Source organism: Hyphomonas neptunium ATCC 15444 (assembly GCF_000013025.1).
GTDB lineage: Bacteria > Pseudomonadota > Alphaproteobacteria > Caulobacterales > Hyphomonadaceae > Hyphomonas > Hyphomonas neptunia.
On record NC_008358.1, the window covers coordinates 891,706 to 918,075 of the forward strand.

A 26,370-nucleotide genomic window follows, 5' to 3' on the forward strand; every position below is an offset into this window, starting at 1 on the left:
GAGAGGCGTCAAACTCATGATGATTGCATTTGCAACCGGTCTTGCATCATTGGCCTGCCAGGGCTGTGTCTCTGGCGACGCTTTGAGCGAGACAAACTACCAGCAGGCCGCTGAGCCTTCGCTGGGGATGACGCTCGCTGTTCCAGGCCGCATCGGCGCCGGAGCCCTCAATACTCCGTCCCCGGAATCTTCTGCCGCACTTGCGGCGTCGACCCCCCTTATCGGAACCGTCGTCACCCCGATCACCAGCCCGGATGCGCCGGTCAGCGTGGTCGCCGTGTCCGGCCCGCCGCCTGCCTTCAGCATGATGGGTACCGGCGTTGCCGGCGTCTCGGTGGTCGATTCCAACCTTGCCTGGAGCAGCAGCCCGGCGCTCGCCCGTGTGGCCGCCGATGTCTCCACCCGCCGCGCCGGCCGGGCCCCCGAAATTTCGCAGGATGTGTCGATCGGTGTATCGATTGCCGCGCCCGCCGCCACCACGGGCCTCGGCTTCGATGTCGGCGTTGCGCCCCGCCTCGCCATCCGCGATGAAGGCGATCTGTCCAGCCAGCGTTTCGGCGGTGAAGTGCGTTTCGGTCAGGGCCTCAATCTTGAAGACCGTAATGGCCAGCCCAAGGGCTGGTATCTATTTGTCGGCGCCGATGGCGAAGCGCTTGTCTGGGACAACAAATCCAACCTGCCATCTCTGGGCGATGTGTTTGATGTCCAGGTGACCGATCAGGTCACGGTCGGAGACCTTCAGGCCGGTGTCTCGGTCCAGCGGGCAGGGGGCGAACTGTCCCTCAGCTACATCCGGCGCGAGATGAAGTTCAGCGATCGCAATCGCAGCCTGTCTGACACGGAAGACTTCGCCGGCGTCACCTTCACGATGCGCCGCTGATCCGTTGAGTGGGCCTGTGAGCCGGGCGCCGATGCCGGTCCGGGCGTGGCCGGAATTGTCCTGCATCGGCGGCATCTAGTCCTCGTCCTCAAGGGCAGGGGCGTCGCTCGTATCGCGGCGCGGGCGGGCCACCAGATCGCCCAGATCGGTCAGCTCGATAAAGGTGTCCGCCTCCCGGCGAAGGTCATCTGAAATCATCGGTGGGGTTGCATTCATGGTCGAGACGACCGACACGCGCACCCCCCTGGCTTTGACCGCTTCCACCAGCCTGCGGAAGTCGCCATTCCCGCTGAAAAGCACGATATGATCGCAGTATGCGGCCGCTTCGAGCATATCGACGGCCAGCTCCACATCCATGTTCCCGCGTACCCGCTTGCGCCCTTCGCGGTCCACGAATTCGCGCGCCGGCTTTTTCACGACGTTGAAACCGTTATAGGCCAGCCAGTCCACCAGCGGCCGGATCGGGCTGTATTCGTCGCTCTCCACCAGCGCCGTGTAATAGCTCGCCCGCACCAGACGCCCGCGCGACTGGAACTCCTTGAGAAGCTTACGAAAATCAATTTCCAGCCCGACCGCTCTGGCAGCTGAATACAGGTTGGCACCATCAATGAAGAGGGCCAGACGTTCATCCTTGTAAAAAGCCATTGGCTTTATCCTCGTCTTCCAATAGGGAGGGGCCAAATTCATGCCCAGGCGCGTTTACCGTCCGGAATACCGATCCCTTGCAGACTCTGCAAGGACGGGTTGCCGTGGCGTGCTGCAGCGCATATAAAGGGCGGTTCTTCAGGAGAATAACCCCGTATGGCCCGCGTTACCGTAGAAGACTGCATCCAGAAGGTTCCCAACCGCTTCGAGCTCGTACTGCTCGCAGCCCATCGTGCACGCATGATCCGTGAAGGATCGCCGCTGACGATTGACCGGGACAATGACAAGGACCCAGTCGTTTCCCTGCGTGAAATCGCCGAGACCTCGATCGACCTGAAAGTCGTCAAGGAAGCCCTCATCTCCAACCTGCAGGACATCCGGCCCGGCGAAGAGAATGAGCGTGAAGCTGACCGTGTCGCCCTTCAGGCTGCGCCTGCAGCGACGGAAGACGATGTTCTGCGCGCCTATCAGGCAGAACTCGAATCCGGGCGCGACGACCGGCTCTAGGAGACTCAATGGACGGCAGCGCCCTTTCCGGACCGGAAAAAGGGGCTGGCACAGGGGCTGGCAAACCAGCTCCTGCCAGCGACGCTGCGCCTGAACTTCCGCATTTCCTGTCCCGGGAAGAGTTGATCGCGAAAGTTCGCGCCTACCACCCGCGGGTGAGGTCCGAACTGCTCGGCCTGGCTTACGACTTCGCCAAGAAGCATCATGGCGAGCAATCCCGCGATTCCGGCGAGGCCTACTATTCCCACCCCGTCCAGGTCGCCAGCCTGCTTGCAGAGATAAAGCTCGACGAGGTCACCATCGTGGCCGGCCTCCTGCATGATGTGGTCGAGGACACCGAGATCGACATCGGCGACATCGAGGTGCGCTTCGGCCCGCAGGTCGCCGAACTCGTCGACGGCGTTACCAAGCTCGACAAGCTGGAATTCACCTCAAAGGAGGCCGCCCAGGCCGAGAACTTCCAGAAGTTTATCCTCGCCATGACCGGCGACCTGCGCGTGCTGCTCGTCAAGCTCGCCGACCGAATGCACAACATGGAGACGCTGCACTTCCGCAAGAAGCTGGAAAGCCGGCAGCGGACGGCGCGCGAAACCATGGACATCTACGCCCCGCTGGCGCGCCGCATCGGTCTTTACGACATGGCCGCCCGGATGGACGATCTGGCGTTCAAGGAACTGAACCCCGAAGCCCGCCGCGCCATCATCTACCGGCTGGAGGAGCTGGAGCGCGAAAACAAGGACGACCTCGGACGTATCCGGGCAGACCTGACGCGCATCCTCAACGAGGCAGGGGTGCGCTGCCGGATCAAGGGCCGCCGCAAGCAGCCCTATTCGCTGTGGCGCAAGCTTGAGCGTAAATCGATTTCCTTCCGCGATGTGGCTGACCTCTTCGCCTTCCGCATCATTGTGACGGATGTCGCCGATTGCTATCAGGCGCTGGGTGTTCTGCATACGCACTGGGCTTGTATTCCTGAGCGCTTCCGGGATTTTATATCCGTGCCCAAACCAAACGGTTATGCCAGCCTTCACACAACGGTGCGTGCATCGGGCAACCGCCGCGTGGAACTTCAGATCCGCACCGAAACCATGGACCTGACGGCAGAATATGGCGTCGCCGCCCACTGGGGTTACAAGAACCGCTCCTATGGCTTTGACGTGGATTCTGCCCGCGCGGCAGGTCTCGACCCCGAAGCCAACCTCAACGCCTTTGCCGAACTCCTGCGGGACGGCGCCGAGCCCGGCGAGTTCCTAGAGCATGCAAAGCTGGAGATGTACCGTGAACACGTCTTCACCTTCACGCCCAAGGGCAAGCTGATCATCCTGCCGGCCGGCGCCATGCCGCTCGACTTTGCCTATGCCGTCCACTCTGCCGTCGGCGACACAACCATCGGCGCGCGGATCAATGGCGAGGAGAAATCCCTCCGCCGGCCGCTCAAGAATGGCGATGTGGTGGACATCATCCGTGGAAAGACGGCTGACCCGATCCGCGGCTGGGAAATGCTGACCCATACCGGCCGGGCGAAATCGGCGCTGCGCCGGCTGGAGCGCGAGCGGGAGATCGCCGAGTTCCGCCGCCTGGGCGAGGGGCTCATCAATCAGGCCTTGCGCCGCGCCGGGGCAGACCCGGTGGATGTCATGCTGATGGATGTGGCGAAGAAGTTCGGCTTCAAGACGGTCGACGAGATGCGCGAAGCGGTCGGGCGTGGCCGATTCAAGACGTCTGTGGTTATCCAGACCGTTTTCCCCGGCTATCAGCCCGAGCGCACCGACGACATCGCCAAGACGCCCATCGACAGCGACCATGTTCCGCTGTTCGTCGAGGGCCTCACGCTGACACCAGGCGTGACCCTGCATCTGAGCACCTGTTGCCACCCGCTGCCCGGCGACCGGATCATCGGCGTCCAGGTGCCAGACAAAGGCTTGATGGTTCACGTCTCCAGCTGTCCGCGCCTGGCCGAATATGACGACCGGCCAGAGCTTTGGCATGACCTCAAATGGACGGAGCTTGCGCGCACCGATGCCGTCGCCGTGACGCGTATCCGCATCAACGCGTCCAACCAGCGCGGCGTGCTCGCAAAGCTCTGCGCGGCGGTCGCCGAATCGAACGGAAACATCATCGGGATTTCCACGGCCTCGCGGCATCCCGATTTCATAGAGCTGATGATGGATATTGAGGTTGAAGACCTGAAGCGTATGACGCAAATCCTTGCGGCACTGCGGTCCTTGGCCGTGGTAGACCGGGCCATACGCGATCAGGAGGGACAATATGACCAGTGAAGACGTGCTCGCCGTGTTCAAAGAGGCGGGCGCATTGCTGGAGGGGCATTTCATCCTCTCCTCCGGGCGTCGCAGCTCCGTTTTTTTGCAGAAGGCGCTTGTCTTCTCGCGGCCGGACCTTTCAGAGAAACTCTGCAAGGCGCTCGCTGCCAGGCTGGCGGCAGACTTCGGCAAGATCGATGTGGTCGCCGGCCCCGCCGTGGGCGGCATCATTCCCGGTTATGAGCTTGCCCGCCATCTGGGCGCACGCGCCATTTTTGCCGAGCGCGTCGATGGCCAGCTCCAGTTCCGCCGCGGCTTTTCGATTGCGGCGGGCGAGCGGGTGCTGATCGCCGAAGACATTGTCACGACCGGTCTTTCTTTCCGCGAAACGGTCGAGGCGCTTGCAAAGCTGCCCGGTGAGGTCGTCGGCGGCGCCTGTATCATTGACCGTTCCGGCGGCCGCGCCGATGTCGGCTGCAAGCTGATCTCGCTCGCCCAGGTAAACTTTCCCGATTATGCGCCTGATGATCTGCCTCCGGAGCTTCAGAAGATCGAAGCCATCAAGCCCGGCTCGCGGGGGCTTGCCTGATGACCAGCCGTCTCCGCCTCGGGGTCAATATTGATCATGTGGCGACCATCCGCAACGCGCGCGGAGGCGCCCATCCTGATCCGATGCGCGCCGCTGAAATTGCGGCGGCTGCGGGCGCGGACGGCATCACCATCCACCTGCGCGAAGACCGCCGCCACATCCGCGACGGAGACCTCGACGCCATTCGCGCGGCGACCCATTTGCCGATCAATCTGGAAATGGCGGCAACCGATGAGATGACGGAAATCGCCGTCCGCTTCCGCCCCCATGCCGCCTGTATCGTGCCCGAGCGGCGCGAGGAACGCACCACCGAGGGCGGCCTGAATGTCGCCGGGCTGCATAACCAGATCGCCCCGATCGTCAGCCGTCTGAATCAGGCGGGCGCGCGCGTCTCGCTCTTCATTGAGCCCGATCCTGTGCAGATCGCTGTTGCGGAAGTGCTTGGGGCGCCGGTGGTGGAGCTGCACACCGGCCGCTATGCAGAGCTCTGGATCGAAGGCGGGGCAGAGGCCGCCGCGCCGGAGCTGGAGCGTCTGAAGCTCGCCGCCGCCGATGCCCGCCGCCGGGGCATCGAGCCCCATGCCGGCCATGGGCTCACATTTGAAAATGTCGGCCCCGTTGCCGCCATTCCGGAAGTCGCGGAGCTCAATATCGGCCACTTCCTGATTGGCGAGGCGATCTTCATCGGTCTTGATGCGGCCATCCGCGAAATGCGCCGCCTGATGGACGAGGCACGGCGATGATCATCGGCATCGGCAACGATCTCTGCAATATCGAGCGTATCCAGCGCTCGCTCGACCGGTTCGGCGAGCGCTTCGAGCAGCGCGTATTCACGCCCCACGAAATCGCGAAAGCGCGTGGCCGCCGCCGCGTGGCCGAAACCTACGCCAAACGCTTTGCCGCCAAGGAGGCAATGGCCAAGGCGCTGGGCACAGGTGTGCCGCGCGCGGGCGTCCACTGGAAGCATCTCGGCGTCATCAATCTCCCCTCCGGCAAGCCGGGCTTTGAACTGACCGGCGGCGCTGCGGCGCGCCTCGCAAAGCTCACCCCGCCAGGCCACCGCGCCGTCGTGCATCTGACGCTTACGGACGATCATCCCTGGGCCGAAGCGCAGGTGATCATCGAGGCCATCCCGGTCGCGGAGCCGTCATGAAGCCCGCCCGCCCCAAACGCACACGCCAGCGCGCCGCCGTAAAGGCGGTGAAACCGTCTCTGCCGCCCGAAGCGCTGAAGGAAGCCCAGGAGATCATCGGCTTCAAATTCAAGGATGCCGCCATTCTTGAACGGGCGCTGACCCATCCCAGCGCCATCCCGCCGTCCGGCGATACGGTGAAGCTTTCCAACCAGCGCCTCGAATTCCTGGGCGACCGGGTGCTGAACCTGATCATCGCCGAACGCCTGATCGAGCGGCGTCAGTCTGACAGCGAGGGCGATCTTGCCCCGCGCCTCAACCGGCTCGTCAAGAAAGGCGCCTGCGCCGAAGCGATGCGCTTTCTCGGGCTTCAACGGTTCATTCTGCTGTCGGAAAGCGAAGTCGCCGCCGGCGGCCATGACCGCGAGTCGACACTGGGCGACGCCTGCGAAGCAGTCATCGCCGCGATCTATCAGGAAGGCGGGCTCGCCGCTGCGCGCAAGTTCATAGAGCGCGCATGGGCGCCGCAATTTGAAAATGTGCCCGCCGAAACCAAAGACCCCAAGACGCTGCTTCAGGAATGGGCGCAGGGGCAGGGACATCCGCTCCCGGATTATGTGGTTACTGGCCGCTCTGGCCCCGACCATGCCCCCCAATATGAGGTGGAAGTCCGCCTTGCCGTCGGCAAGGCAACGGCCACCGGCCCTTCAAAACGAGAGGCGGAGCGTCATGCGGCCGCCCTGATGCTCAGAACACTGACAGGAACAGAATGACCGAAACAGAAATCCGCCGGGCAGGTTTTTGCGCCGTTATCGGCGCGCCCAACGCTGGCAAATCCACGCTCACCAACCGCCTCGTCGGGGCCAAGGTCGCCATCGTTACCCATAAGGTGCAGACGACCCGCTTCCCCGTGCGCGGCGTGGCGCAGGTGGGCGACGCGCAGATAGTCATCGTCGACACGCCCGGCATCTTCGCCGCCAAACGCCGGCTCGACCGCGCGATGGTGAAAGCTGCCTGGGGCGGCGCCGATGAGGCCGATTGCGTGGTCCACCTTGTCGATGCCTCCGCCTGGGTTGCCGAACAAACCGGCCGGCCCAGCGGCGCCCAACGCCACTCGCTGGAGGACGATCGCCGCGTGATCGAACAGCTCAAGGAAGCGGGCAAACGCGTCTTCCTCGCGCTCAACAAGATTGATCTCTTCCCGCACGATCAGGTGCTGCCCGTCATCGCCGCGCTCAGCGAGGCAGGCGTTTATGAGGAGACCTTCCTGATCTCGGCGGAAAACGGTGAAGGCGTTGACAGGCTTGAGGCAGCCATTGCCGCGCGCATGCCTGAAGGCCCCGCGCTCTATCCGCCCGATCAGATCGCAGACCTTCCCATGCGCCTCTTGGCGGCGGAAGTGACGCGCGAGAAGCTGATGCTCCGTCTCCATCAGGAATTGCCCTACCAGCTGATGGTCGATACCGAATCCTGGGAAGAGCGCGGCGATGGTTCGGTGCGTATTCAGCAGGTCATCATCGTTGGCCGCGACGGCCACAAGGCGATGGTGCTCGGCAAGGGCGGCAGCCTGATCAAGGAAATCGGCCGCCTCGCTCGCCTGGACCTTACGCAGATGCTGGAACGCCCGGTACATCTGTTCCTGTTCGTGAAGGTGGATGAGCGCTGGCAGGAAAAGCGGGAGCGCTATCAGGGCATCGGCCTGGAGTTTGATGTCTGAGGGTGCATGAACTGGTCCGATGACGGAATAGTACTGGGAGGGCGCCGCTTCGGGGAAGGCGGCCTGATCCTCGATGTGCTGACCCGTGAGAAGGGCCGCCGTTCCGGCCTCGTCTATGGCGGCGCCTCCCGCCGCAAGCGGGCCCAGTTTGAAGCGGGCAATACCATCGCGCTCAGCTGGACCGGCCGCCTTGATGACCAGCTCGGCCGCTTCGATGTTGCCGAAGCCAGGAAAGACCGCGCCTCCCGCCTGCTGGATGATCCCGCCGCGCTCGCCGCGCTCTCGGCCATCACATCGCTCCTGCGCGGCGGCCTCAATGAAGGCGATGCTGCCGGCTCCAGCCTCTACGAGGCCACCACCCTGCTGCTCGATCAGCTGACCGAGCCGAACGTCTGGCCCGCGCTTTATGTGCGCTGGGAACTCGGCCTCCTCTCGGCGCTGGGCTTCGGGCTGGATCTCGACGAATGCGCTGTCAGCGGCGCCAATGACGGCCTCACCCATGTGTCCCCGCGCACGGGCCGCGCGGTGCGCGGTTCCGAAGCCGAGCCCTATGTCGACCGGCTGTTCGCCCTGCCAAGCTTCCTGATCGATCCGCGCGCAGACGTTCTGCCAGGTGACATTGCCGCGGGCCTGCGTCTGACGGGGTATTTCATCGAAGGTCGCCTCTTTGGCTCCGTCCATCGCGGCCTGCCGCCGGAGCGGGAACGTCTGCTGAAGCGGATCACCCCGCCTGCCTGAACGGCCTCACCGGCAGATCATCCCCTGGCCCATATCCATGTGAAAATGGTCCGCATGCGCCGCGTTGTATTCGGGGCCCAGTGTCACCGAGAACAGCCCGCACGCCCCGTCATGCACCCGGCGCAGGAACTTCTCTTCCTTGCCGCCTGCATCCCAATGGGCCTCCACATCAATCACCCGCCCATCCTCCAGCCGGAAACCGGAGACATCAATCGCGTTGCCAAAAGCATGCTGCGAAAGGCGCCGCGAGCCGGCAATGTTGCGGCAGGAAAAGCTGCCATACGTCTCAATCCGCGCGACCGGCGAGTCAAAGATTTCCACAGCCGCCGGGCGCACCACATGACGCTCCCACATATAGACGGCCGCGCTCTGGGCGCAGGTCATTTGCAGCGTCCCCGAATAGGGCGTCAGGCTCTGGTCCAGCGTCAGGGCGTCAAACAGGCCACATCCCCGCTCGCCCTGCGGCGCATCTTCCAGCGGCGTATACGCCACGCCCGCCTCGTCCAGCGCGATGAAGCACGCCTCCCGGTTGCCCTTCAGGCGCAGCAGCTGCGCATAGGTGGCGATCCCCGGCTTGTAGGAGAGGTCAATCGGCGCAAACGGGTTGTGCCGCTGGGGCAGCGCATACAGAAGCACGCCCGCAATTGCGGAAATCATGATCGCATAGGCCAGGAAGATACTGATTCCACGCATTTATGCAGCAGATGCCTTCTAGGTTTCTTAACCAAACGCCGGTTTCTGTTAACCTGCGCGCAATTGCGAGTCGGGCTATACCCTGACCCGTAAACCCGCACCAGAATGTGGCGAGACCTGCAACGAGGCCAGAATGTCCAAATCTACCGCCGAGCCCCCTGCGGACCGGATCATAAACGAGCCGATGAGCGAAGCGCTGTCAAAGCGCTATCTCGCCTATGCGCTCTCCACGATCACGTCCCGCGCGCTGCCCGATGTCCGCGATGGCCTCAAGCCCGTCCAGCGCCGCATCCTCTATGGCATGCGCGTCCTGCGCCTTGATCCGGAAGGCGGCTACCGCAAATGCGCCAAGATCGTCGGCGATGTCATGGGTAACTACCACCCCCATGGCGACAGCTCGATCTATGACACGCTCGTCCGCCTCGCCCAGGATTTCAACGTTCGCTATCCCCTCGTCGATGGCCAGGGCAACTTCGGTAATATCGACGGGGACAGCGCCGCCGCCTACCGCTACACCGAAGCGCGCATGACGCGCGGCGCCGAGCTGCTGATGGAAGGCCTCGACGAAAACGCCGTCGATTTCCGCCCCAACTATGCCGAGAATGACGAGGAACCCGTCGTCCTCCCCGCCGGCTTCCCGAACCTTCTGGCCAATGGCGCCACCGGCATCGCAGTCGGCATGGCCACCTCCATTCCGCCCCACAACGTTGCCGAGATCATCGACGCGGCCCGCCACCTGATCGAAAAGCCCAAAGCGACCACAGAAGAACTCATGGAGTTTGTTCAGGGCCCGGACTTTCCAACCGGCGGCGTGATCGTGGAAGACCGCGCCTCGATGCTGGAGGCTTACGAGACGGGGCGGGGCGCCTTCCGTATGCGCGCCCGCTGGCATGTCGAAGATACCGGCCGGGGTACCTACCAGATCATCGTTACCGAGATCCCCTATCAGGTTCAGAAATCACGCCTGCTGGAAAAGCTCTCAGAGCTGCTCGAAGCCAAGAAGGTCCCGCTGCTGGAAGACGTGCGCGACGAGTCCGCCGAGGATGTCCGCCTCGTGCTCGTCCCGCGCGCCAAGACGGTTGAGCCCGACGTGCTGATGGAAAGCCTCTTCCGGACCTGCGATCTGGAAACGCGCTTCAGCTTGAACATGAACGTGCTGCACAAGGGCGCGCCCCAGGTCATGGGCCTGCGCGATGTGCTCCAGGCTTATCTCGACCACCGCCGCGAAGTCGTCGTGCGCCGGGCCGAATTCCGCCTCGACAAGATCGAGAAGCGCCTGCACATCCTGGAAGGCTTCCTGAAAGCCTACCTCAATATTGATGAAGTGATCCGCATCATCCGGACAGAGGACGAGCCCAAGCCCGTCCTGATGAAGCGGTTCAAGATTTCCGACATCCAGGCCGAAGCGATCCTGAACCTCCGCCTGCGCGCCCTGCGCAAGCTGGAAGAGATGGAAATCCAGGGCGAGCATACCAAACTGACTGAGGAGCGCGACGAACTCGTCTTGCTGATCGGCTCGGTCCGCCGCCAATGGACGCGCGTTTCGAAAGAGCTCAAAGCGGCCCGTGACGAATTTGATCCGTCCACCGCGCTCGGCCGCCGCCGCGCCACCTTTGAGCAGGCCCCTACGGTTGACCTTGCCGCCGCACTGGAAGCCACCCGTCCGAAAGAGCCCGTAACGGTCGTCCTCTCGGCGCAGGGCTGGATTCGCGGCATGAAGGGCCACGGCCTTGATCCCGATACGATCAAGTTCAAGGAAGGCGACGGGCCGAGCTTCACCGAAGAAGTGATGAGCACCGACAAGCTCGTCTTCATGTCTTCCGATGGGCGCGCCTTCATGCTGCCCGCCGACAAGCTCCCCGGCGGGCGCGGCCATGGCGAGCCGATCCGCATTTCGATCGAGCTTGAAGACAATGTCGCCATCGTGGGCATGTTCAAGTTTGAGCCTGAGCGCAAACGCGTGATGGCTTCCTCTACGGGGTATGGCTTCGTTGTTCCGGAGGCGGAGCTTGAGTCAAACCGCAAGGCGGGCAAACAGATCGTCAACACCGGCGGGGGCCATCTCAATGTCTGCGTGCCGGTGCTCGGCGACATGATCGCGGTCGTCGGCACCAACCGCAAGATGCTGATCTTCCCGCTGAAGGATCTGCCCGAAATGCCCCGCGGCAAGGGCAACAAGCTCCAGTCCTACAGCGGCGGGGCAGAACTCGCTGACCTCATTACCTTCGACAAACGTGACGGCCTGATCGTCGTCACAGGGGGCCGCTTCCGCGCCTTCGAAGAATGGAAAGAGTGGAAGGGCCAGCGCGCCCAGGCTGGCAAGGTTGTGCCTAAAGGCTTTCCGCGCACAGGCACGTTCAGCGGGTAATCCCGAACACGGGACGTCTGCTGTGAGCAACCCAGCCTCCATCCTCTCCATACCCATGGGGAGGATGGAGGCGGGGCACGGTGAAAGGTGAATGCAACGCATCAGAACATCCCCCGACGCCCGCTCCGTCATCCCGGTTTCGGCGCAGGCGAAGACCGGCCCCCAGAAAGTCCGGCTCCCGGATAACCGCTTCGCTCTTTCCGGGAATCTGGCCGGGAATCTGGCCGGGCATCTGGCCGGGCATCTGGAAAATTCAGAAACGCGGCCCCGCCTAAAGCCGCCCCATGACCGCGCTCATCAACGGCCCGATGTCCGTATTCAGCACAAGATCGGCATAAGGATCCTGCTCCGTCGCCTCGCGATTGATGATGGCGAGATTTGATCCGGCCTTCTTGGCCACAAGGGGCAGGCTGGCGGCCGGATACACGACCAGCGATGAGCCGAGCACCAGAAACAGGTCAGCCAGCAGCGCCTCTTCGGTCGCCCGCGCCATCTCGTCTTCGGGCATCGCCTGGCCAAAGGAAATCGTCGCGGTCTTGATCAGACCGGTGCAGAACATGCAGGTGATGTCTTCGTCCGCTTCCCAGTGATGGCGCAGCGCTTCCAGCTCATACCGCTTCCCGCAGGTCAGGCATTTGGCATAGCTCGCATTGCCGTGCACCTCGATCACCTTGCTGTCGGGCACGCCGGAATCCTGGTGCAGGTTGTCGACATTCTGCGTAATCACGCTGGTCACCTTACCCGCCTCGACCAGCTGCGCCACGGCATAATGCCCGGCGTTCGGAGAGGCCCCGGTCCAGCCGGCGGTGCGGTTGAACACGCGCGTCCAGGCTTCCCGCCTTGCATCGCGCGAGGCGACGAAGTCCTGGAACATGATCGGCTTCATCTTGCTCCACACGCCGCCGGGCGAGCGGAAATCGGGAATGCCGCTTTCGGTCGAAATGCCCGCGCCGGTGAACACCACCACGCGGTGGGCATTGCGGATCAGGTGGGCGAGGTCGTCTGCATCAGTCTCGGTCATGGGGCTGAGGCTACACAGATTTCGCGCGGCCTTCTAGCGGAACATGCCTTCGCGCAGATTAATGCCATGCTCCAGAAACGCCTTCAGGCAGCACAGCATCTGCATCCAGCCGCCCTTGTTGCTGAGCGTGGATTTCAGCCCTTCGGGTGTCTGCCGCCAGCCTTCTTCGGCAATCGAAACCAGAGTGCGCCCGTCCTCCAGTGCTTCAAACCGCATCGTCACCTGCGTCTGGTAATGGCCCGCTTCGCCGCCGCGTTCTGCGGCCGTGTCGCTCGCGTCCCAGTGCAGGATGATGCGCTTGTTCTTTTCCACTTCGGCCACATATACCGGAAAGGCGCCGGGGAAATCCGCGAAGTCCCAGGTCACCGTCGCCCCGGTTTCCAGCCGCCCCCTGGCGCCCCCGGTCGTGAAATAGCCCGACAGCTTTTCCGGGTTCACCACCGCCTCGAACACCTCGTCGATGGGCCGCGCTATTCGCCCGCTCACTTCAAATTTCAAATCCACGATCCTTGCCTCCGGGTCTTGATCTTCGCCCAATCATGTTATAAAAATATAACATGTCAAGCGTGATCACCGAAACCAGCGAAGACCGCGTCTTCAAGGCGCTCGCCGCCCCGGTGCGACGGGCGATCCTCGATGCTTTGAAAGATAACCCTCAGACCACGACCGAGCTGTGCGCCCGCTTCCCGCAGATTGATCGCACCACGGTGATGCAGCATCTCAAAGTGCTGGAGGGCGCAGACCTCGTCATCGCCCACAAGGTCGGCCGGGTCCGCTGGAACCATCTCAACGCCCTGCCGATCAAGGCGATCCATGATCGCTGGATCGGTCCTCACGCGGCAGGCGCGGTGGACAAGCTGGCAAAGCTGAAAGCCGGCCTCGAGCGGGGCTAGACCACTGTCCCGAATGCCGCGCCGATCAGGCCGGTCACGATCATGGCTGCGGCGCCCCAGAACACGATCCGCATCACCGCCCGCCTCTTGCCCGCGCCGCCCGCGCTTGCCGACAGCCAGCCCAGGACTGCCAGGCTGATGAGCGAAACCACCGCCACAACCGGTGTCACGATGTCGTGCGGGGCCAGTGTCGCGGCCATCAGCGGCAGGATGGCCCCGGCTGAGAAACTTGCCGCTGAACTCCACGCCGCCTGAACCGGATTGGCGCTGGCGATTTCCGTCAGCCCGATCTCGTCGCGTGCATGGGCGCTCAGCGCATCATGCTCGGTCAGCTGGGCGGCCACCGCACGCGCCGTTACCGGCGTCACGCCGCGCTCGATATAGATCTGGGTCAGCTCCTCCAGTTCCTCTTCAGGAAACTTCTGCAGCGCCCTGCGTTCGATCTCCAGATCAGCCTTCTCCGTGTCGGCCTGAGAGCTGACTGAGACAAACTCGCCTGCCGCCATCGACATGGCACCCGCCACGAGGCCTGCCATGCCCGCTACAAGTACAGCGGACGCCTCAGCGGATGCCGAGGCGACGCCGATCACCAGGCTGGCAGTCGAAACGATGCCATCATTGGCGCCCAGAACAGCCGCGCGCAGCCATCCCGTGCGATGGCTGAAATGGTGCTCTTTGGGCAGGTATGGGTCGGGCATCGGGCACTCCCACCGGAACAGGGGATGTTGGGGACAGAAAATCAGTGCAAAAACGGGCAGATAGAGTCAAGTCAGCCTGCCCTTGCGCCACGGCGCACACACCGTTACGCCTTGACCGCTGATTCATAGCAATAAGGGGACACCCTATGAATACTGTTCTGATCGTGATTGCCGCCATTGTCGCGGTAATTGGCGCCATCATCCTGATCTATAACGGCCTCGTCATGAAGCGCCAGCGGGTCAATCAGGCCTTCGCGGACGTGGATGTGCAGCTCAAGCAGCGCCAGAACCTGATTCCGAACCTCGTGGAAACCGTGAAAGGCTATGCCGCGCACGAGCAGGCGACCTTCCAGCAGGTCATCGCTGCCCGCAATGCGGCCCAGGCTGCCAACACGGCGGGCGAGATGGCCAGGGCCGAAGGCGTTCTCAGCCAGGCCCTGGGAAAGCTTTTCGCTCTCGCCGAGGCCTATCCGGATCTCAAGGCCAACACCAACTTCCTGCAGCTCCAGCAGCAGCTCTCCTCGATCGAGGACAAGCTCGCCGCCGCCCGCCGGTTCTACAACTCGGCTGTGCAGGATTATAACACCGCCCGCGAACAGTTCCCCGGCTCCATCATCGCCGGCAGCTTCAATTTCGAGGCACGCGAGTTCTTCGATGTCGGCGTCGAAGGCCGCTCCGCGATGGACGAGCCCCCGAAGGTCGCCTTCTAAGCCGCTCGCGCAGCCAGCCGGGCTGCGCTATCCTGGCAGGGTCGCCAAGGGAGGTGCCCCATGTCCATCATCCGTTATCTTCCAGCAGCGGCGGGCCTTGTGCTCGCCGCCTGCGCATCGGGCACAACCTCGCCCACAATGCGCTGGAGCGCTTCGGCCTGGAATGGCCTTGCCGCCCAGACCATCGGCACAGACAATTACAGCTTCTTCGCCGCGCCGCTCGATGGTGAAGGCTTCAAGCTCAAGCTGACCCTTGCCACCGATGGCGCTTTCCGTATCCAGGAGGGCGAGGACACCTTTCCGGAAGAATTGCAGGCTGCCGCCGAGCAGGCCGCGCCTGAAGGCTGCCGTCTCGACACGCTCACGCTCGCCGCAGATGGCAGCGCCGAAGCGGCCTATGATTGCCAAACTTAAATGTTAGCGGGCATGGACACCGGCGCGCAGGATAGATCAGAATGCGGAAGGTCTGTTAGAGGGTGAGGCCCATCATGCGCTATCTGGTCATTGCCGCGTCAGCGCTCCTGGCGGCCTGTTCACCGTCGCCGCCCGCTGAGGAAGGCGAAACGCTGCAGGCAGAACTCACCTCACCGGTCGAGACAGCGGAAGACGCCGCTGAAGGCGCGTCGCCTACGGTCGATCCCACAGCGCTCGACTTTTCACGCATCGCGCTTGCCATGCGCATTCCCGCCGCGTTCGAAGCGGGTGAAGACGGCGCCTATCTCCAGATCAATGTGACCAATCCGCGGCTGTCTGTCGACATCTCCGAAGAGTTCCCCCTGGTCCAGACGCGCGAGGTGACGAGCCCTTTTTTGGAAGCCGAAGCGCGGGAAGGATTCCGGATATGGACCTATGGAACGCACAGCGAGGATGGTCCCCGGTTACAGGCAATCAGCGGCGAACTTGCCCGCCTGAAGCGCGAAGCGCCTGGTGAGAACGAGTTGAGCTTCGGCGCCATCGCGCCCGGCTGCTGGAATGAAGCCTCCCAAACGCCCACCAGCCTCAAGCGCACGCTCTATATCCGCGTCAGCCCCGAGGCAGATTTTGAACTCTTCGTACCGGAGCAGGAAATTGCCCAGGGCGATATACCGGGCACGGAAAGCTTCTGGGCGGCCTGCGGATCGTAGCCGCTTTCAGCGCCGTGGCTGTGCCTTGAACCAGGGCTCCAGACGCGCCAGCGCTTCCTCGATTTCCGGCGTCGACAGCGCAAACGAAAAGCGCATGAAGCGGCCGCCCTCCACGGGGTCAAAGTCCACGCCCGGCGCGGTCGCGACGCCCGTTTCTTCCAGCAGCTTCAGGCAGAAGCCGAGACTGTCATCGGTGAAGCGCGAAACATCCGCATAGATATAAAACGCCCCGTCCGGCGGCGCGATCTTTTCGAGGCCAAGGCCGGGCAGGGCGCCGAGCAGCAATTCCCGGTTACGCCGGTAGACATCCAGATGTCCCTCCAGCTCCTCGCGGCTGTCCATCGCCACGAGGCCCGCATGCTGAGCCAGCGACGGCGCCGTGAGAAAGAGGTTGCCGATATAGGCACCCGTGCGCGCCACGCCGGCTTCGGGCGACACCAGCCAGCCGAGCCGCCAGCCCGCCATCGAGAAGTATTTGGAGAAGCTGTTGACGATGTAGGCGCTGGGCGCAAACTCCAGCATCGAATGGATCTTCGGGCCATAAGTGAGGCCATGATAGATCTCGTCGGAGATGATCTGTATACCCCGCCGCGCGCAAACCTCGGCAATCGCGGCGAGTTCCTCTTTCGGAATGATCGTGCCGGTGGGGTTGGCCGGGCTGGCAATGATCACGCCCATGGGCGCAGGCTCCAGCGCCTCGAGCGCGGCGGCCGACAACTGGAAGCGTACCTCCGCCCCGCAGGCAATCTCCACCGGCTCCATGTTCAGCGCACGCAGAGTATTGCGATAAGCCACATAGCCCGGCCGCGCGATGGCAATGCGGTCGCCCGGACTGAACGCCGTCGCCAGCGCCAGCACGAGGGCAGGGGACGCCCCGCACGTAATCACCAGCCGCCGGGGCGAAAGGGAAACGCCATAGCTGTCCTGATAATGCTGGCAGATACGCTCTTTCAGCGGCAGGCTTTCCCAATAGCCCATCGCCTCGCTGTCGAGCACGCCATGCGCCGCAGCAATTGCGGCCTTGGGCGCGCCCGTCGAGGGCTGGCCAAACTCCATATGCAGAATGCGCTGGCCAGCGGCTTTGAGCTCATGCGCGCGGCGGCTGATCGAGATCGCCTGAAACGGCGCAATATCCTGTCCCATCTGGAACCCTGTTCTTGATTATTTCGCGGCCAGTGCCGGCAACCAAGTTGCCAGCCCCGGAATCGCCGCGATCATTGCCAGCAGAATCAGCTGCAGTCCAATAAACGGCACAGCCCCCCGCCAGATCTGCATCGTGGAAACTTCCGGCGGCGCCGCGCCGCGCAGATAGAATAGCGCAAAGCCAAAGGGCGGCGTCAGGAAGCTCGTCTGCAGGTTGATCGCCATCAGAATGCCGAGCCACACCGGATCAAACCCCAGCATGATCAGCGGCGGGGCCACCAGCGGCACCACCACAAACACGATCTCGATAAAGTCGAGGAAGAAGCCGAGCACGAACATCACGAGCATCGCCATGCCCAGCGCGCCCCATTTTCCGCCGGGTACGGAATGGAGCAGCTCAGCCACCAGATCGTCCCCGTCAAAGCCCCGGAAGACGAGGCTGAAGAGAGACGCGCCGATCAGGATCAGGAACACCATGGAGGTGATATGCGCGGAGCTTTTCAGCGCTGGCGTCAACTCCCTCACGCGGCGCAGCACCAGCAGCCCGGAGATCAGGGCGGCAAAGAAGGCAAAGGCGCCAAGTCCCGTGATCGCCATGCCGATGAAGTCTGCTCCGCTATGGCCGCTGGACGCGGTGCGCAGGTCCAGCGTGTTGCGCAGCACGATGATGAGGATCAGCCCGGCAAGGCCCGCCAGCATCACCGGCATGAGCCGGCTCTGCGCCTCGCGCGCCAGCCGCATCCCCGCCAGCAGGATCGCCCCGCCTGCGCCGATGGCGGCGGCTTCGGTCGGCGGGGCAATGCCGCCCAGGATCGAGCCCAGCACCGCCACGATCAGCGCCAGCGGCGCGCCGAGGCCCAGCGCCACATCGCGCATGGTCAGCGGCGCTGTGCCTTCGATGACCGTCGCCGGCGGGCAGGACGAAGGCCGGAAGATCGCCATCGCAGCGATCCACAGCATGTAGAGCGCCACGAGGATCAGCCCCGGAATCAAGGCTCCGGCAAAGAGGTCGCCGACCGAAACGACCGCCGAGCCCCCGCCCGTGCGCAGCGAAGCCTGGCTCGCCGCATTGGAAATCGCGTCGGCCAGAAGGATGAGCACAATGGAGGGCGGAATGATCTGGCCCAGCGTTCCTGAGGCGGCAATTGTGCCCGTGGCGAGGCGTGGGTCGTATCCCTGGCGGATCATTGAGGGCAGGGCGATCAGCGTCATCGTGATCACCGTCGCACCGACAATCCCGGTCGAGGCCGCCAGCAGCGTGCCCACCAGCACCACCGCAAAGCCGAGCCCGCCGCGCACCTTGCCCAAGAGGCGGCTGGCAATATTGAGAAGGTCTTCAGCCACCCGCGAGCGCTCGAGGATCACCCCCATGATGACAAATAGCGGCACGGCCAGCAGCGTCTGGCTCTGCATGATCGAGCTGCCTTCGATGCGGCTTGGAAACGCTTTCAGGAAGCTCTCGGGAAACACGCCCGTCGCAATGCCGATCAGGGCAAAGATCAGCGCCACCCCGCCCAGGGTCAGCGCAACGGGATAGCCTGCCAGCAGCGCGCCGATGGCAAAAATGAACATCGAGATGGCAAGGATCGCCTCAAGCTCCATGGCCGCCTCCCTCCGCTGCCAGCTGCTGTGGCGTCTCCGGCGGTAGTGCGCCGGTGATGCGCAGGGCGGCCTTGATCGCTTCGGAAAGCCCCTGCGCCATCAGCAGCGCGGCAAACACCGGCACCAGCGTCTTGAAGAGGAAGAAGATCGGCAGGCCATCGGATTCCCGCGAGCCTTCCAGCAGCAGCCAGGCGCGCGCCAGCCCCGCCTCGCTTGTCATCAGGATGCGTACGCAGATCGGGAAAAGGAAGAGGTATATGCCCGTCAGCTCCACCCAGTTTCGCCCCGTCTCGCCAAAGCGCGGGCGCAGGATGTCAACGCGCACATGCGCCCCGTCTCTCAGGGCGGCGGCGGCGCCCAGCATGAACATCGCGGCAAAGCTGTAAGTCGTGATCTCGTTCAGCCAGCTGAAGGAAAGCGAAAACGTGTAGCGCAGGATCACGATGGCCAGCATCGAGAAGACAAGGATCAGGGAGCTCGCAATCGCCGCGCCCAGCGCAATGCCCGTCACCTTGTCAATCAGCCAGCTGAGCTTCAGCGCAAACCCGTCAACAAGGCGCGGCGCGCTCAGCGCAATCAGTGGCACGAGAAACAGCGGCAGGCTGAGAAGGCCCAGCCATTTCAGCCCCGTTCCAATATCAAGAAAAACAGAAGTGTCCATTGCCCGCCCCGGCGCCGCTTACTTGCCGAGCGCGCGGGCGGTGTAATACACCCCGTCCGAAACCCCGGCCCAGCCCCGCATCAGTTTCAGGGATTTCTCGAAGCTCTCATAGATGCGCTTCTCGATGCCGCTGCTGCCTGCGGCAGCGCGCACATCATAGGCGGCTTCCGACATCCGCTTCACCACATCTTCGGGGAAGGACCGCATCTGAACATTATGCTCGTTCACCAGGAGGTCGAGGTGGACCGAATTCTGATAGGTGAACTCGCCCAGCGTTTCATGGTTCACCGCTTCGCAGGACGCCTTGAAGATCGCCTGCTCGCTCACCGTCAGGCTGTCCCACACGCCGCGATTGATGCCCACGGCAAGGCTGGCGCCCGGCTCATGGAAGCCAGGCCCATAATAGAAAGGCGCCTCGCGGTGAAAGCCGAGGGAATAGTCGTTCCACGGGCCCACCCATTCGGCCGCGTCAATCGCGCCGGTCTGGAGAGCCTGATATATCTCGCCGCCCGCCAGCGCGATGGAGGCCCCGCCCAGCGCCCGCAGAACTTCGCCGCCCTGGCCGGGAATGCGCATCCGCAGGCCCGCCATGTCCTGAAGGGAGAGGATTTCCTTGCGGAACCATCCGCCCATCTGGTGGCCGGTATTGGCGCCCTGAATGCATTTGATGCCGAACTGGCCTGAGAGTTCGTCCCAGAGTTCCTGGCCGCCGCCAAAGTCGATCCAGCCCATGATCTCCTGCGCCGTCATGCCAAAGGGCACGGCCGTGAAGAAGGGAAAGCCGGTAGACTTCGCCGTCCAGTAATACTCCGCCCCGTGATACATATCGGCTGAGCCATTGGCGACGGCATCAAACGACTCAAATGGCGGCACCAGCTCACCGGCGGCAAACACCTTCACCTCGATCAGCCCGTCGGTCATGTCGCTGATGCGCTGGGCCACGCGCTCGGCTGCCGTGCCAAGGCCCGGCAGGCCCTTGGGCCAGGTGGTGACCATGTTGAAACGCCGCCGGTTGCGGCTGATCGCCGGGGTCGCCAGCACGGCGCCCGCTTGCGGGGTCGAAAAGGTGGCTGCCGCGCCGGCCACACCCAGTGCGCCCGCGCCGATCAGGTTACGGCGGTTGATCATCCATGCCCTCCCCACACGGCACGGTATCTGCTGGCCAGAATGGCCATCGCTCCGTTTTGCCGGCGAAAAACTACTCGTCGTCTCTCAAGGGCCGCCAGCGGTCGCCGTCAAGCACTTCCAGCGGCTTGTAGCGCCGTTTGTAGTCCATCTTCGGGCTGCCCTTGACCCAATAGCCCAGATAGAGATGCGGCAAGCCCAGATCATGCGCATGCCGGATGTGGTCGAGGATCAGGTAATGGCCGAGGCTCTGACTGGTCTTCGCCGGGTCGAAGAAGGTGTAGACCATCGACAATCCATCGCGCAGCACGTCGGTAATCGCCGCTGCCACCAGCGGCGCGTCCGGTTCCGGCCCGTCACGATACTCGAAAATCAGGCTCTGCACGGGGCTGCCGCCCACCATCGCCACATAATCGCGATAGGTCATGTCAGACATGCCGCCATTGTCATGGCGCGTCACCACATAGGATTTGAGCAGGCGGAACTGCTCGCGCGTTGCCTGCGCTGCCACCGGGCGGCGCACCAGATGGGCGTTCCGGGCGATCACCCGCCGGTCATTCCGGCTGATGTCATACTCCCGCGTCGCCACGCGCACGCTCTTGCACGCATTGCAGCGGGTGCAGGCCGGGCGGTAGGCAATCGACTGGCTGCGGCGGAAACCGGACTGGCTGAGCACATTGTGCAGCGCGTCGGCTTCGGGAATGGCGAGGTTTGTAAACGCCTTCCGCTCTTTCCGGTCAGGCAGATACGGGCAGGGGCTGGGGTTCGTCACGTAGAACCTCAGCGACCGCTCAAGGCCCGCCGGCAGAAGATGGGGATCGGAAAACTTCATTGCTGTAAACGATACACCGCGCGGGAAATCCGCCAAGTGGCCATTTAAGGGCAGGGGCAGCTGCGCGGCAAGAATGGCCCGCTTCTGTGCCCCGGCGGTAACAAATCAGTCGGCCAGATGAACCTGAAGGCTGATCCGGCGGTTGGCAGCCAGGTGGGGCTGTCCGGCATTGAGGGGCCGCGTATCGGCATATCCTGTCACCGCCTTGACCCGATCTGTCCCGAAACCGGCCATCTCGAGCGCCCTGCGGGCCTCATTTGCCCGCTGCGAAGACAGCTCCCAGTTCGAGGACGCCGCGCCTGTCATTGAGAAAGCATCCGTATGGCCTTCAATCGAGAGGGCATAAGGCAGGCCTGAAAGGCTCATCGCTGCCGCCTGGATCAGCGCCGCGCCGTCTGCCGTCAGCGCCCCGCTTCCCGTCTCAAACAGCGGCCGGCCGGCGGTATCCACAAGTTCAATCCGCACGCCGGTTGCATCAGATGAGAGCTGTACACTCTCGCCTGCCGCTTTCAGGCCTTCGGACTGCCGCAGCAAAGCGAGCAGCTCAGCAGCGCCCGAAACGGCCTGATCACTGTGGAAAGCGGTGGAAACCGGCTTGCCGGTAAATTCAGAGGCGATCACCGCGCGGTCTTCTTTCGAGACCCCGCTGACCAGCCACATAAGCATGAAGAACGCGACCAGGGCGGTCAGGAAGTCGGCATAAGCCAGCTTCCAGGTACCCGTTTTCCGGGTAGGCATAACGGGCCTTCTGCCCGTCTGCCGCCGAGAGGTCGTGGCATATGCCATTGCTCTTTTGCGTCCGATCCTTCTGATGGATGACGCAGGGTGTATCAGGTCGTGGTGAAAGCCACGCTTCGGCCAGGGGTGGGATTTCGATGAAATTCGCTCTAATTGGCCTTGAATTCATAAGGAGACTGGCATGGCGCGCACGGCATTTCTCGGCCTTGGGGTAATGGGCTTCCATATGGCGGGCCATCTTGCGCGGGCGGGCCATCAGGTCGCCGTCTGGAACCGCTCCCCGGCCAAATCGGCGGCCTGGACCGGCGTTCACCGCGGCGAAGCGGCCAAAGACCCCGCGTCTGCCGTCTTCGGCGCCGAATATGTTTTGCTGTGCCTCGGCGATGATCCCGATGTCCGCGCCGTGTTCGACGCCTTCGAGCCGAGCCTCGGCGCGGGCATGACCGTCATCGACCACACCACCGCCTCTGCCGCGCTTGCCCGCGAACTGGCCGAGCGCTGCCGCGCCAAGGGCGCCCATTTCATCGACGCGCCGGTTTCGGGCGGCGAGGCCGGCGCCATCAATGGCAAGCTCACCATCATGTGCGGCGGGGAGGAAGCCCCCTTCGCCAAGGCCGAGCCCGTCATGAACGCCTTTGCCCGCGCGATCACCCTGATCGGCCCCAGCGGCGCGGGCCAGCTTGCCAAATCAGTCAACCAGATCTGCATCGCCGGCATCGTCCAGGGCCTCGCCGAAGGGCTCCACTTTGCCGAGAAGGCGGGTCTCGACGCGGAGAAAGTCATCGCCGCCATTTCCGGCGGCGCCGCCCAGAGCTGGCAGATGGAAAACCGCTGGAAGACGATGACCGACGGAAAATTCGATTTCGGCTTCGCGGTTGACTGGATGCGCAAAGATCTCCGCATCACGCTGGATGCCGCCCGCGAAAACGGCGCAAGCCTTCCCCTCACGGCCCAGGTCGATCAATACTATGCCGACGTCCAGGCCATGGGCGGCAACCGCTGGGACACGTCCAGCCTCATCGCCCGCCTGGGCAGAAAGCCGGACTGATGGGTATTTGCCGCGTCGACATCCACATTCCCGCTGATGGCGAGGTGTATGATACTGTAATGAGGATCGTCAAAGCGGCAGACCCGATCGACTACCGGGTGCTTCCGCTGGAGCAGCAGGATCGCCGCCTGATCCACGTGGTGATGCGCGATGGCCCGGTTCAGGCATTGCTCGACAATCTCCAGTCCCTGCTGGAAGACCGTTCCGGCTGGCGCGTCACCGTCGAAGAGCTGGACCTGACGCTTCCCAAACTGCCCGAGCCGAAAAACGAGAAAAAGAGGGCAAGCTCCCAGCATACCCGCGAGGAGCTTTACGTTCAGGTGTCCAGCAATGCGAAGCTGAACTGGGACTATGTCGTCATGGTCATCCTGTCGACCATTGTGGCGGCCGTTGGTCTTGTCTCGGACGGTGTTGCCGCCGTTATCGGCGCCATGGTGATTGCCCCGCTCCTGGGGCCGATCATGGGCTTTGCCATGGGCGCCGCCCTTGGCGAGCTGGCGCTCCTGCGCAAAGGCATCCTCACACTTCTGGCGGGGATTGGTGTCGCGCTGGTGGTCTCCTTCACCCTCGCGCTCATCATGCCGCCCAACTGGGAGAGCCGGGAGCTGATGTCCCGCGCCGAAGTGCGCCTGGATGGGCTCGCCCTCGCTATGGCGGCGGGCGGGGCAGCGGCTCTGTCGGTGACACGGGGAACGGCGTCGGCCCTCGTCGGCGTCATGGTGGCCGCCGCGCTGCTTCCCCCCGGCGCGGCCTTCGGGCTTTTCCTGGGGTATGGCGAATGGGCGCTGGCGCTCCGCGCAGCCCTGCTGCTCTGCCTCAACGTCGCCGCCCTCATCCTTTCCGCGCTGATCGTATTCCGCCTGCGCAAGATCCGTCCACGGACATGGATTGAGCAGAAGCACGCACAGCGGGCCGTCTGGTTGAATGCGGGCATTTCCGCCGTCTTTCTCCTCGTCGCCGTGGCGCTGATCGTGATGCTTGATCTCGGCCAGACGGTGGACCTCGGCGACTGACGCAGAGCCGCGCGCTGGCCAGACTGCCACACATCGGGTTTACATCTCGGTTTGAGCCCCTACCTTGTGGCCGAGCCCTATCCTTTAGGCGACGAGAGCCCCTTGGCGCGCGCGTGATGTGCGTGCCGTTCGATTCCCCAACCTCCGAAATGATTGGAATTCCCATGACCCAGGTCAAACAAGGCGACACCGTACACATCCACTATACCGGCACCCTGAAAGACGGCACGACATTCGACAGCTCGCAGGGCCGCGACCCGCTGGCGTTTGAAGTCGGCACCGGCCAGATCATTCCCGGCCTGGACGCCGCCATTCCCGGCATGGCCGTCGGCGACAAGAAAACCGTCACCGTCCCCTGCGAAGAAGCTTACGGCCCGATGAACCCCGACATGCGCCAGGATGTTCCACGCGCCGATATTCCCGCTGAAGTTCCTGTCGAGGTCGGCACCCGCCTTCAGATGCAGACGCAGTCCGGCCAGCCCGTCCCGGTCGTCGTCGTCGCCTCCGACGACAAGACCGTCACCCTGGACGCCAATCACCCGCTCGCCGGTCAGGACCTGACGTTCGACATTGAACTGGTGGCGATCAAAGAAGCGGCGTAACGAGACCGAATGAAAGCTGGGCTGATTTTCAGCCCAGCTTCTCCGCCGCGCGTTCCGCAAAATACGTGATTACGCCAGCTGCGCCCGCGCGCTTGAAGCTCATCAGCGTTTCCATCATCACGCGGTCGCCGTCGATCCAGCCATTCTGGGCCGCCGCCATGATCTGCGCGTACTCACCGGAAACCTGATAGGCCAGCGTCGGCACGCCGAACGTCGTCGAAACCCGGTGAACAATGTCCAGATACGGAAGACCCGGTTTCACCATCACCATGTCCGCGCCGTCGGCGAGATCGAGCGCGACCTCGCGCAGCGCCTCGTCCGAATTGGCCGGGTCCTGCTGATAGGTTTTCTTGTCGCCTTTGAGCGCGGCGGCCGAGCCAATGGCCTCGCGATACGGCCCATAAAACCCGCTCGCATACTTCGCCGCATAGGCCAGGATCATCGCATTCGTGAAGCCTTCTTCCTCGAAGGCATAGCGGATGGCGCCAATGCGCCCGTCCATCATGTCAGACGGCGCCACGACATCCGCGCCCGCGCCCACATGCACCAGCGCCTGTTCGACAAGCCGCTCAACGGTTGCGTCGTTCGGGATGGTGCCATCCTCGTCCAGCAGCCCGTCATGCCCATGCGACGTATACGCATCAAGTGCCACATCGGTGATCAGGCCCACTTCCGGCGCAGCGTCCTTCATGGCTTTCAGCGCGCGCGGCACGAGGCCATCGGGGGAAAGCGCGCCGCTGCCTTCGTCGTCCTTGCCCTCGGGCCCGATATAGGGAAACAGCGCAATCGCCGGAATGCCGAGCGCCCTGGCGCGCTTGGCGGCCAGCGCGGCCTCTGCCACGCTGAGCCGGTCCACGCCGGGCAGGGAGGCGACCGGAATGCGCCCCTCGCCATCATGCACGAAGACCGCCCAGACAAGGTCTGCCGGGGTCAGAACATGCTCTGCCACAAGGCTGCGCGCCCACGGGGCCTGGCGCAGGCGGCGCATACGGGTTCCGGGAAAGGACTGTGGAAACTGGGTCATACCTTAACTCCTACCGCCAAATCCGGCGCCGTCACAACCAGCCCAATCGCCGCGCCATGAAGCAGCGCTGACGCACATCCAGACCGTTCTCGTCCTGGGCGGCTTCAATCTCGATCATCCACTTTTCCATCTTCTTCCGGGGCAGCTCCCGAAAGCCATGCTTTTTGTAGAACGGCCCGTTCCAGGGCAGGTCGCGGAAAGTCGACAGCACCACGCGTTTCAGCCCCCGGTCCTTTGCCTCGGCCATCACGCGCGCAATCAGCGCCCCGCCCAGCCCCATACGCCCCTGGCCGGGGTCCACGCTGATCTGGTCGAGATAGAGCACGCCGCCCCGCTCGGAGGTCAGCACAAACCCCACCGGAACACCTTTCCGGTCCCGCGCCACATGCAGATGGCCCGTCGGAATGGCCGCGCGAAACACCGTCTCTGGCACATGATCCACAAGCTGCGCTTCGCTGAGCAGGCCCGTGCCCGCAAACAGCTGGCTGGCCGCCAGATCAATCGCGATCAGCGCCGGAATCTCTTCCGTTGCAGCGCCGGTAATCACATACCCGGCAGGAGGGCGTCGGATTGACATGGTGTAAGCCTCAAACGACAAGCGGCCCAAAG

Annotated in this window: 30 protein-coding genes; 17 read left to right on the top strand and 13 right to left on the bottom strand. The window is 63.5% G+C overall.

The genetic code is table 11. The features are described from left to right. Window positions 1-16: 16 nt before the first annotated feature. Window positions 17-880 (top strand): lipid A-modifier LpxR family protein, encoded by an 864-nt coding sequence (locus HNE_RS17795; RefSeq protein WP_011645897.1) that lies wholly within the window; start codon window positions 17-19, stop codon window positions 878-880. Between the two features lie 75 nt (window positions 881-955). Here HNE_RS17795 and HNE_RS04335 read toward each other — a convergent pair whose 3' ends face one another. Then, on the bottom strand, window positions 956-1,525 hold the full coding sequence (locus HNE_RS04335; protein ID WP_011645898.1) for an NYN domain-containing protein: 570 nt from the start codon (window positions 1,523-1,525) through the stop codon (window positions 956-958). 156 nt (window positions 1,526-1,681) lie between these two features. Here HNE_RS04335 and rpoZ point away from each other — a divergent pair, with 156 nt between their 5' ends. From rpoZ to recO, 8 genes are read left to right on the top strand one after another with little or no spacing between them, the layout of a single operon-like run. Continuing rightward, a complete protein-coding gene (gene rpoZ / locus HNE_RS04340) occupies window positions 1,682-2,032 on the top strand; it encodes a DNA-directed RNA polymerase subunit omega (RefSeq protein ID WP_011645899.1) in 351 nt (116 codons plus the stop codon). An 8-nt stretch (window positions 2,033-2,040) separates the two neighbouring features. Next, on the top strand, window positions 2,041-4,308 hold the full coding sequence (locus HNE_RS04345; RefSeq protein ID WP_011645900.1) for a RelA/SpoT family protein: 2,268 nt from the start codon (window positions 2,041-2,043) through the stop codon (window positions 4,306-4,308). Further along, window positions 4,298-4,879, top strand: coding sequence for an orotate phosphoribosyltransferase (pyrE, locus tag HNE_RS04350; protein WP_011645901.1), 582 nt, complete (start codon window positions 4,298-4,300; stop codon window positions 4,877-4,879). Before HNE_RS04345 ends, pyrE begins: the two co-directional genes overlap by 11 nt. Beyond that, window positions 4,879-5,622: a pyridoxine 5'-phosphate synthase gene (locus tag HNE_RS04355; protein WP_011645902.1), complete on the top strand. Its 744-nt coding sequence runs from the start codon at window positions 4,879-4,881 to the stop codon at window positions 5,620-5,622. The genes pyrE and HNE_RS04355 overlap by 1 nt, the downstream gene beginning before the upstream one ends. Further along, window positions 5,619-6,032, top strand: coding sequence for a holo-ACP synthase (acpS, locus tag HNE_RS04360; protein ID WP_011645903.1), 414 nt, complete (start codon window positions 5,619-5,621; stop codon window positions 6,030-6,032). Before HNE_RS04355 ends, acpS begins: the two co-directional genes overlap by 4 nt. Beyond that, a complete protein-coding gene (gene rnc, locus HNE_RS04365; protein WP_049755026.1) occupies window positions 6,029-6,784 on the top strand; it encodes a ribonuclease III in 756 nt (251 codons plus the stop codon). The genes acpS and rnc overlap by 4 nt, the downstream gene beginning before the upstream one ends. Beyond that, entirely contained in the window at window positions 6,781-7,728 is a 948-nt protein-coding gene (gene era, locus HNE_RS04370) for a GTPase Era (protein WP_011645905.1), read from the top strand. Before rnc ends, era begins: the two co-directional genes overlap by 4 nt. Before the next feature lie 6 nt (window positions 7,729-7,734). Next, window positions 7,735-8,466 (top strand): DNA repair protein RecO, encoded by a 732-nt coding sequence (recO, locus tag HNE_RS04375; RefSeq protein ID WP_011645906.1) that lies wholly within the window; start codon window positions 7,735-7,737, stop codon window positions 8,464-8,466. Between the two features lie 6 nt (window positions 8,467-8,472). Here the strand turns inward: recO and HNE_RS04380 are convergent, their stop codons facing one another. Continuing rightward, on the bottom strand, window positions 8,473-9,159 hold the full coding sequence (locus HNE_RS04380) for an extensin-like domain-containing protein (RefSeq protein WP_011645907.1): 687 nt from the start codon (window positions 9,157-9,159) through the stop codon (window positions 8,473-8,475). 133 nt (window positions 9,160-9,292) lie between these two features. Here HNE_RS04380 and parC point away from each other — a divergent pair, with 133 nt between their 5' ends. Then, a complete protein-coding gene (parC, locus tag HNE_RS04385) occupies window positions 9,293-11,527 on the top strand; it encodes a DNA topoisomerase IV subunit A (protein ID WP_011645908.1) in 2,235 nt (744 codons plus the stop codon). A 271-nt stretch (window positions 11,528-11,798) separates the two neighbouring features. On the opposite strand, the gene HNE_RS04390 is transcribed toward parC, so the two are convergent. Next, window positions 11,799-12,548, bottom strand: a complete 750-nt coding sequence (locus HNE_RS04390) for an SIR2 family NAD-dependent protein deacylase (RefSeq protein WP_011645909.1) — start codon at window positions 12,546-12,548, stop codon at window positions 11,799-11,801. Between the two features lie 33 nt (window positions 12,549-12,581). After that, complete coding sequence (locus HNE_RS04395) at window positions 12,582-13,052, bottom strand: SRPBCC family protein (RefSeq protein WP_011645910.1); 471 nt, start codon at window positions 13,050-13,052, stop codon at window positions 12,582-12,584. A 53-nt stretch (window positions 13,053-13,105) separates the two neighbouring features. On the opposite strand from HNE_RS04395, the gene HNE_RS04400 reads away from it, so the two are divergent. Then, window positions 13,106-13,441, top strand: coding sequence for an ArsR/SmtB family transcription factor (locus HNE_RS04400; protein WP_011645911.1), 336 nt, complete (start codon window positions 13,106-13,108; stop codon window positions 13,439-13,441). Here HNE_RS04400 and HNE_RS04405 read toward each other — a convergent pair. Further along, complete coding sequence (locus tag HNE_RS04405; RefSeq protein WP_011645912.1) at window positions 13,438-14,139, bottom strand: VIT1/CCC1 transporter family protein; 702 nt, start codon at window positions 14,137-14,139, stop codon at window positions 13,438-13,440. The genes HNE_RS04400 and HNE_RS04405 overlap by 4 nt on opposite strands. A 146-nt stretch (window positions 14,140-14,285) precedes the next feature. On the opposite strand from HNE_RS04405, the gene HNE_RS04410 reads away from it, so the two are divergent. From HNE_RS04410 to HNE_RS04420, 3 genes are all read left to right on the top strand, one after another. Further along, on the top strand, window positions 14,286-14,849 hold the full coding sequence (locus tag HNE_RS04410) for a LemA family protein (RefSeq protein WP_011645913.1): 564 nt from the start codon (window positions 14,286-14,288) through the stop codon (window positions 14,847-14,849). 60 nt (window positions 14,850-14,909) lie between these two features. Next, the gene (locus HNE_RS04415; RefSeq protein ID WP_011645914.1) at window positions 14,910-15,263 is read left to right on the top strand and encodes a hypothetical protein; all 354 of its coding nucleotides are present in this window, start codon (window positions 14,910-14,912) and stop codon (window positions 15,261-15,263) included. Window positions 15,264-15,337: 74 nt separating this feature from the next. Next, window positions 15,338-15,973: a hypothetical protein gene (locus HNE_RS04420; RefSeq protein ID WP_011645915.1), complete on the top strand. Its 636-nt coding sequence runs from the start codon at window positions 15,338-15,340 to the stop codon at window positions 15,971-15,973. A gap of 6 nt (window positions 15,974-15,979) precedes the next feature. Here the strand turns inward: HNE_RS04420 and HNE_RS04425 are convergent, their stop codons facing one another. The 6 genes from HNE_RS04425 to HNE_RS04450 all read right to left on the bottom strand — a co-directional run bounded on the left by HNE_RS04425 (window position 15,980) and on the right by HNE_RS04450 (window position 22,074). Further along, the gene (locus HNE_RS04425; protein WP_011645916.1) at window positions 15,980-17,116 is read right to left on the bottom strand and encodes an aminotransferase class I/II-fold pyridoxal phosphate-dependent enzyme; all 1,137 of its coding nucleotides are present in this window, start codon (window positions 17,114-17,116) and stop codon (window positions 15,980-15,982) included. Window positions 17,117-17,134: 18 nt separating this feature from the next. After that, on the bottom strand, window positions 17,135-18,718 hold the full coding sequence (locus HNE_RS04430; RefSeq protein WP_011645917.1) for a TRAP transporter large permease: 1,584 nt from the start codon (window positions 18,716-18,718) through the stop codon (window positions 17,135-17,137). Then, on the bottom strand, window positions 18,708-19,379 hold the full coding sequence (locus HNE_RS04435; RefSeq protein WP_011645918.1) for a TRAP transporter small permease subunit: 672 nt from the start codon (window positions 19,377-19,379) through the stop codon (window positions 18,708-18,710). Before HNE_RS04435 ends, HNE_RS04430 begins: the two co-directional genes overlap by 11 nt. Before the next feature lie 18 nt (window positions 19,380-19,397). Next, window positions 19,398-20,507, bottom strand: coding sequence for a TRAP transporter substrate-binding protein (locus HNE_RS04440; protein ID WP_011645919.1), 1,110 nt, complete (start codon window positions 20,505-20,507; stop codon window positions 19,398-19,400). Between the two features lie 70 nt (window positions 20,508-20,577). Further along, a complete protein-coding gene (locus HNE_RS04445) occupies window positions 20,578-21,336 on the bottom strand; it encodes an arginyltransferase (protein WP_011645920.1) in 759 nt (252 codons plus the stop codon). 105 nt (window positions 21,337-21,441) lie between these two features. Beyond that, on the bottom strand, window positions 21,442-22,074 hold the full coding sequence (locus HNE_RS04450) for a flagellar motor protein MotB (RefSeq protein ID WP_035590066.1): 633 nt from the start codon (window positions 22,072-22,074) through the stop codon (window positions 21,442-21,444). A 181-nt stretch (window positions 22,075-22,255) separates the two neighbouring features. Between HNE_RS04450 and HNE_RS04455 the strand changes: the two genes are divergently transcribed. The 3 genes from HNE_RS04455 to HNE_RS04465 all read left to right on the top strand — a co-directional run bounded on the left by HNE_RS04455 (window position 22,256) and on the right by HNE_RS04465 (window position 24,737). Continuing rightward, window positions 22,256-23,122: an NAD(P)-dependent oxidoreductase gene (locus HNE_RS04455; RefSeq protein ID WP_011645922.1), complete on the top strand. Its 867-nt coding sequence runs from the start codon at window positions 22,256-22,258 to the stop codon at window positions 23,120-23,122. Next, window positions 23,122-24,135, top strand: a complete 1,014-nt coding sequence (locus HNE_RS04460) for a TIGR00341 family protein (protein ID WP_011645923.1) — start codon at window positions 23,122-23,124, stop codon at window positions 24,133-24,135. The genes HNE_RS04455 and HNE_RS04460 overlap by 1 nt, the downstream gene beginning before the upstream one ends. A 164-nt stretch (window positions 24,136-24,299) precedes the next feature. After that, window positions 24,300-24,737 carry an FKBP-type peptidyl-prolyl cis-trans isomerase gene (locus HNE_RS04465; RefSeq protein WP_011645924.1) on the top strand — a complete coding sequence of 146 codons (438 nt, stop codon included), beginning with the start codon at window positions 24,300-24,302 and terminating at the stop codon, window positions 24,735-24,737. Between the two features lie 28 nt (window positions 24,738-24,765). Here the strand turns inward: HNE_RS04465 and hemB are convergent, their stop codons facing one another. After that, a complete protein-coding gene (hemB, locus tag HNE_RS04470) occupies window positions 24,766-25,761 on the bottom strand; it encodes a porphobilinogen synthase (RefSeq protein WP_011645925.1) in 996 nt (331 codons plus the stop codon). Between the two features lie 31 nt (window positions 25,762-25,792). Continuing rightward, entirely contained in the window at window positions 25,793-26,338 is a 546-nt protein-coding gene (locus HNE_RS04475) for a GNAT family N-acetyltransferase (RefSeq protein ID WP_049755027.1), read from the bottom strand. Between the last annotated feature and the right edge of the window lie 32 nt (window positions 26,339-26,370).

Coding starts and splice junctions, on each gene's coding strand:
- HNE_RS17795 (WP_011645897.1), top strand. CDS start 17: ATGATGATTGCATTTGCAACCGGTCTTGCATCATTGGCCTGCCAGGGC.
- HNE_RS04335 (WP_011645898.1), bottom strand. CDS start 1,525: ATGGCTTTTTACAAGGATGAACGTCTGGCCCTCTTCATTGATGGTGCC.
- rpoZ (WP_011645899.1), top strand. CDS start 1,682: ATGGCCCGCGTTACCGTAGAAGACTGCATCCAGAAGGTTCCCAACCGC.
- HNE_RS04345 (WP_011645900.1), top strand. CDS start 2,041: ATGGACGGCAGCGCCCTTTCCGGACCGGAAAAAGGGGCTGGCACAGGG.
- pyrE (WP_011645901.1), top strand. CDS start 4,298: ATGACCAGTGAAGACGTGCTCGCCGTGTTCAAAGAGGCGGGCGCATTG.
- HNE_RS04355 (WP_011645902.1), top strand. CDS start 4,879: ATGACCAGCCGTCTCCGCCTCGGGGTCAATATTGATCATGTGGCGACC.
- acpS (WP_011645903.1), top strand. CDS start 5,619: ATGATCATCGGCATCGGCAACGATCTCTGCAATATCGAGCGTATCCAG.
- rnc (WP_049755026.1), top strand. CDS start 6,029: ATGAAGCCCGCCCGCCCCAAACGCACACGCCAGCGCGCCGCCGTAAAG.
- era (WP_011645905.1), top strand. CDS start 6,781: ATGACCGAAACAGAAATCCGCCGGGCAGGTTTTTGCGCCGTTATCGGC.
- recO (WP_011645906.1), top strand. CDS start 7,735: ATGAACTGGTCCGATGACGGAATAGTACTGGGAGGGCGCCGCTTCGGG.
- HNE_RS04380 (WP_011645907.1), bottom strand. CDS start 9,159: ATGCGTGGAATCAGTATCTTCCTGGCCTATGCGATCATGATTTCCGCA.
- parC (WP_011645908.1), top strand. CDS start 9,293: ATGTCCAAATCTACCGCCGAGCCCCCTGCGGACCGGATCATAAACGAG.
- HNE_RS04390 (WP_011645909.1), bottom strand. CDS start 12,548: ATGACCGAGACTGATGCAGACGACCTCGCCCACCTGATCCGCAATGCC.
- HNE_RS04400 (WP_011645911.1), top strand. CDS start 13,106: ATGTCAAGCGTGATCACCGAAACCAGCGAAGACCGCGTCTTCAAGGCG.
- HNE_RS04405 (WP_011645912.1), bottom strand. CDS start 14,139: ATGCCCGACCCATACCTGCCCAAAGAGCACCATTTCAGCCATCGCACG.
- HNE_RS04410 (WP_011645913.1), top strand. CDS start 14,286: ATGAATACTGTTCTGATCGTGATTGCCGCCATTGTCGCGGTAATTGGC.
- HNE_RS04415 (WP_011645914.1), top strand. CDS start 14,910: ATGTCCATCATCCGTTATCTTCCAGCAGCGGCGGGCCTTGTGCTCGCC.
- HNE_RS04420 (WP_011645915.1), top strand. CDS start 15,338: ATGCGCTATCTGGTCATTGCCGCGTCAGCGCTCCTGGCGGCCTGTTCA.
- HNE_RS04425 (WP_011645916.1), bottom strand. CDS start 17,116: ATGGGACAGGATATTGCGCCGTTTCAGGCGATCTCGATCAGCCGCCGC.
- HNE_RS04430 (WP_011645917.1), bottom strand. CDS start 18,718: ATGGAGCTTGAGGCGATCCTTGCCATCTCGATGTTCATTTTTGCCATC.
- HNE_RS04435 (WP_011645918.1), bottom strand. CDS start 19,379: ATGGACACTTCTGTTTTTCTTGATATTGGAACGGGGCTGAAATGGCTG.
- HNE_RS04440 (WP_011645919.1), bottom strand. CDS start 20,507: ATGATCAACCGCCGTAACCTGATCGGCGCGGGCGCACTGGGTGTGGCC.
- HNE_RS04445 (WP_011645920.1), bottom strand. CDS start 21,336: ATGAAGTTTTCCGATCCCCATCTTCTGCCGGCGGGCCTTGAGCGGTCG.
- HNE_RS04450 (WP_035590066.1), bottom strand. CDS start 22,074: ATGCCTACCCGGAAAACGGGTACCTGGAAGCTGGCTTATGCCGACTTC.
- HNE_RS04455 (WP_011645922.1), top strand. CDS start 22,256: ATGGCGCGCACGGCATTTCTCGGCCTTGGGGTAATGGGCTTCCATATG.
- HNE_RS04460 (WP_011645923.1), top strand. CDS start 23,122: ATGGGTATTTGCCGCGTCGACATCCACATTCCCGCTGATGGCGAGGTG.
- HNE_RS04465 (WP_011645924.1), top strand. CDS start 24,300: ATGACCCAGGTCAAACAAGGCGACACCGTACACATCCACTATACCGGC.
- hemB (WP_011645925.1), bottom strand. CDS start 25,761: ATGACCCAGTTTCCACAGTCCTTTCCCGGAACCCGTATGCGCCGCCTG.
- HNE_RS04475 (WP_049755027.1), bottom strand. CDS start 26,338: ATGTCAATCCGACGCCCTCCTGCCGGGTATGTGATTACCGGCGCTGCA.